This window comes from Streptomyces sp. UNOC14_S4 (genome assembly GCF_020740835.1).
Classification (GTDB): domain Bacteria; phylum Actinomycetota; class Actinomycetes; order Streptomycetales; family Streptomycetaceae; genus Streptomyces.
In genome coordinates this window covers 1-2,843 of record NZ_JAINFC010000726.1, presented here as the reverse complement: position 1 = coordinate 2,843, position 2,843 = coordinate 1, and the positions used below count along the sequence as shown (strand labels likewise).

At 71.0% G+C, this 2,843-nt stretch carries 2 protein-coding genes; one reads left to right on the top strand and one right to left on the bottom strand.

Annotated elements, in window-relative coordinates:
* The coding region (gene lnt / locus K6I34_RS34960) for an apolipoprotein N-acyltransferase (protein WP_374231105.1) at positions 1-1,453 on the bottom strand (1,453 nt) is incomplete at its 3' end.
* 337 nt (positions 1,454-1,790) lie between these two features.
* Between lnt and K6I34_RS34955 the strand changes: the two genes are divergently transcribed.
* On the top strand, positions 1,791-2,843 hold a 1,053-nt coding region (locus K6I34_RS34955), incomplete at its 3' end, for a hypothetical protein (RefSeq protein WP_229332056.1).

The following is a 2,843-nucleotide window of genomic DNA, read 5'->3' as shown; positions in this document are numbered from 1 at the left end:
CCACCCAATCCCCCAGCCGTACATAAGGGCTCACACCCGCCGCCAGCGGCACCTCGTACACGGCCACCCCGCTCCGGTCCGTCCCCAGCGGAGCGCCCACGCGTTCGCCGTGCGCGTCCGTCGCCACAGTCTCGCCCGTCAGGGTCGCGTGGATCATCGGGCGCCATGTCTCGGCGGCGCGCAGCGAGGCCAGGGACGCGTGCTGCTCCGGTGCCCAGCTGTGCTGGAACGTCGAGGTCGAGGACTGGGCCACGATCAGGGCGGCGCCGTCGCGCGCCAGGTGGCGGCTCATGTCGGGGAACGCCGTCTCGAAGCACACGAGCGGGCCGATCCGCAGGTCGCCGTGGTGGGTCGGCACCCGCATGACGACCTGCCGGGCACCCCGCCCGCGGTCCTCGCCCGCCGCCTTGCCCACGGACGTCGCCCAGCCGAGGACGGAGCGCGCCGGGATGTACTCCCCGAACGGCACCAGCCGCATCTTGTCGTAGCGGTCCCCCGTCGGGCCGCCGGGGCCGACGAGGACCGAGCTCTTGAAGATGCCGGGGCGGTCGGAGCGCCGGGCGTCGACGTTGACCAGCAGGTCCGCGCCGACCGCGCGGGACAGCGCGGCGAGCCGGTCCCGCAGGTCGGGGCGGCGGCCCAGGTCCTCGCCGACGCTGCTCTCGCCCCACACCACCAGGTCCGGGCGACGGCCCACGAGCCGGCGGGTCAGCAACTCCTCGCGGTCGAAGCGCTGTTCCGCTCCCGCGACCTCCCCCGGCTGGACGACGGCCACGCGCACGGTGCCCGCGCTCCGGGGCCGCGGGGCCCACAGCCACACCGAGGTGACGGCCGTCGCGCACGCGAGCACCCCGGCCACCCCCGCGACGCGGGTGCGCGGAGCGCCGGTCAGCAGGGCGACGGAGGTGTTGAGGGCCACCAGAAGGAAACTAACCAGCCAGATCCCGCCCACCGAAACGACCCTCAGCGCGGGTGCCACCTGCCACTGGCCGGCCCCGAACATCCCCCATGGACCCCCCAAATACTCCCAGGAACGGGCAAGTTCGACCATCAACCAACCCGCCGGAACGAGGACGAGAGCCGCCAGCGCCCGCCCCGTCCCAGGTGAGCCGCCCAGCAACCGGTGAACCAGCACGCCCCACGGGGCCCACAGCACTCCCAGCAGCGCAGCCAGCACAAGAATGAAGATATGCAAGCTCGGTAGCAGCCAGTGATGCACGGCCAGCAGAAAACCGGCCCCGCCCAGCCAGCCGTCGAGGGCCGCCCGCCGCGCGGTCGCGGCCGAGCGGATCAGCAGCAGCCACGGCACCAGGGCCACATAGGCGAACCACCACCACGCGGGTACGGGGAACGTCAGTGCGGGCAGGGCTCCGACCAGGACCGTCGCGGCCGCGCGCGGCCAGGGCCGGGCGAGCAGGGCGGCGCCCCGCCCGAAGGACGCTGTCATCGCCATCCCGTGCCTCCCTGTGGCTCGGTGGTCCACCCGTGTCGGTGATCGTCGATCATTCATCCGCCCTATGCATGAGCGAGATCCGGCCATCCCCGGGAACATCGAACATCGCAGACCGTAGAGGAAAAAACCCTGACAACGGCGTGCAATATTCAACGGTTGTCACCCACCTGGAAAATGTCTTTGGCTCGATCCAATCGAAAACGATCCAATCCGAACCTTGCGCCCCGCGCTGGAAAGGTGTGAGCCGATATGCGCCGCGGGTTATGTCCGGTCCACCATGGGCAGGTAACCGCGCAAAAGTGGACACGAACGCTGTTGGTCGGCCTGGGGAGGCGGCATGGCAGGCGTACGAGAGCGGATGGCAGTACAGCCCCTGGAGATCGTGCCCTTCTACTGCCCGATACCGCCCGCCGTGCACCCCCGGATGCGGGAGATCGACAGTGCCTCGGTGGACTGGATGCTGGAACAGGAGCTCGATACCTCGCCGCATCAGCGCCAGCGTCTCGTCCGGTGCGACTTCGGCGGGCTGACCGCCCGGACCATGCCCTACGGCCAAGCGGACCCGCTGGCCGTGGTCGCGAAGCTGCACTCGGTGCTGTTCTCCCTCGACGACGCCGTCTGTGACGAGGCGGGCGCCACGGCACACGGTCTCGCCCATGTGACCTCGCGCCTCATGCGGGTCCTGGAGGCCCCCACGCCCGCGTGGCCGGACGACACCCCCCACGCGGCGGCGCTCCGCGTCGTCCGCGCGGAGCTGGGCGCCCACGCGACCCCGCGTCAGCTCCGGCACTGGGTCGAGGGCATGCGCACCTACCTCTCCGGCCTCGTATGGGAGGCGGCCTGTCGCCGGGACCGCGCGCTGCCCTCCCTCAACGACTACTCCGCGATGTGGATGCGTGCCATCGGCATGGCGCCGTCCACGGCGCTGATGGACATCGCGGGAGGCTACGAACTCCACGACCACGACCTCGACCGGCCCGAGGTCCGGGCCCTCACGGAGATGACCTGGACCCTCGTGGCCTGGGACAACGACTTCTACTCGCGGAACAAGGAGATCCAGCGGGCAGGGGACAACCTCAACCTGATCGACGTGCTCGCCCAGGAGCGGGACTGCGAGCCGGCCCGCGCCCAGGAAGAGGCCGTGGCGATGCGGGATCGCATCATGACCCTCTTCCTGCGGTTACGCGAGCAGATCTGGCCCCGGTCCGGGGTCGAGCTGCGCTGCTATCTGGTGGCGCTCGGGCACTTCATCCGCGGCCACCTCGACTGGGCCTCGGTGTGCGCACGCTACGCCGATCCGTACGGCACGGACCGCACCCAGTGGTGGAAGCCCGCGCCGGCGGACGACAGCCTCGCACCCCTGCCCATCCCCTCCCTCGCCTGGTGGTGG